The sequence below is a fragment of the Cyanobium sp. NIVA-CYA 375 genome (assembly GCF_056108345.1).
In genome coordinates, this window is sequence record NZ_JBSYHW010000188.1 from 1 (window position 1) to 1,669 (window position 1,669).

The 1,669-nt window shown below is 46.3% G+C and carries 3 protein-coding genes; 2 read left to right on the top strand and 1 reads right to left on the bottom strand.

Annotated features, from left to right (window positions below; genetic code table 11):
• Nucleotides 1-600, top strand: a 600-nt coding sequence (locus AC01FP_RS17415) for a hypothetical protein (RefSeq protein WP_474481974.1), incomplete at its 5' end; no start/stop codon positions are given.
• A gap of 8 nt (nt 601-608) precedes the next feature.
• On the opposite strand, the gene AC01FP_RS17420 is transcribed toward AC01FP_RS17415, so the two are convergent.
• Nucleotides 609-797: a hypothetical protein gene (locus AC01FP_RS17420; protein WP_474481975.1), complete on the bottom strand. Its 189-nt coding sequence runs from the start codon at nt 795-797 to the stop codon at nt 609-611.
• Between the two features lie 489 nt (nt 798-1,286).
• On the opposite strand from AC01FP_RS17420, the gene AC01FP_RS17425 reads away from it, so the two are divergent.
• The coding region (locus AC01FP_RS17425) for a hypothetical protein (protein ID WP_474481977.1) at nt 1,287-1,669 on the top strand (383 nt) is incomplete at its 3' end.

Below are 1,669 nucleotides of genomic sequence, written 5' to 3' on the forward strand. Positions count from 1 at the left end.
TTCCTATCCTACATTCATAATTGCATTGCTTCGCCAACTAAGCCTTTTGCAATAAAGATTACACCCGCAGCATTTGGCAAGCGATGGGAGGGCAATAGAGAAATGATTGGCAATATTCTGAACGCAACTGCCAACACTCATCAGATTTTACTATATAGGCAAGATTTCTGGGGTGCATGTATATCCAACTGGATGGCCAACAGAACAGGAGTATGGCACAGCAATCAGCAAAAACAAGAGATCTTAGAAGTGGAGTTTACAGATACAATCGATTACGTAAAAAATGCTGAAAAGCGATTATTTGAGGCCTTCACCAAATATTCAACCAGTGAACGCCTTGTAATCGCATACGAATCTCTGCTAACTTCCCCAATCACATTTGCGCATCAGATCTTAAGAAAAGTCGCTCCATCTCGTTTCAACTTCGCCTCTATTAACTTAAGAACGACCACCAAAAAAGTCTTAGATGCAGCTCAGCCAGCCTACGTTGGCCAGCTATGCGAGCTTACCGATGATGCCATTAGTTATTTTTATCGCGAAAAGGCTGATCGCGACCGTTATTTGCATAAGAAGCTTAGCGAGCTAAGCCAAGCCAAATAGTGCTGCTTTCACATCCAGATCACGCAGGCGGCCACAGCTAGCTGTTCGCCGCGACCGCAACGGCCTGGAATGGTGACTGGCATGGAGTAGTGATCTACCCGCATCGCCGACTCCATTTCGGCACCCTCACCCCGGTGCAGGAATTTGTGGGGCGGCGGGTGCTGTGGGTGAAGCCGCAAGCCAGGGACGGCCAGCAAGGCAGGTGGTACTCACCAGCTGGGCCAACAACTACGGCCCCTGACAGCTTCCCGAGAAGCTGATTCCGGTGGATATTGTCAAGGCGGTTGCTGATTAGCCAATTCCGCTTAAAGGCGATGGCGCAAACGTCCGCAATTGGCTCTATGACCTGCTGCCCGCTTGTGCCCCCCACAGCCGCGTGGTCATGACGGTGACGGAACAGCACGGAGCTGGTCTAATTCCCCCGCTATTGCTTTGAGCAGGGCTTGGAGGTTAGGGTGGATAGTACCTGGAGCAAGCAGAATCCTAGCTAATACTAACAATTCTATAGCTGAATGCACCCAGGAACATTAAGATCAATAGTTTTCAAGCTGGGCGATTACAACATTTCGCATTTTGACTATGACAAACAACCCCATCAAAACTATTGCCTGCATTACATAATTAGCATTTTCGCTATGCAAGAAGTCAATCCAATTCCTTCAAAATATACCGGCCATTGCAAGGAGGTGACATCCAGCCTCGGGCAAAACTTTTTTCTGCCCAGTGACAAACAAAGCATGCGAGAAGAAGCATCTGACCTGCAATATGTCATCATTGCATTTACCAACAGATCAGGCTCTAATTATCTTTCCCAGCTGCTATCATCGACCAAGAAAATAAACTGTGGCCAGGAATTCTTAAACGCTGAGGATATAGTTCTAATCTCGAAAAAACAAAAAATTTATTCTTTTGAAGATTATTTTTATAAAAGAGCATTGGCCAACAGCGTAAATAATTTGTTTGCATTTAAGGCCGCACTTCCTCACTTTTATATGCTTGAAAAAGTAAATCTTCTTAAAACGATCTTCCTACGAACTCGCCGGCCCAGCCATCGATGCTCTGGCGATGG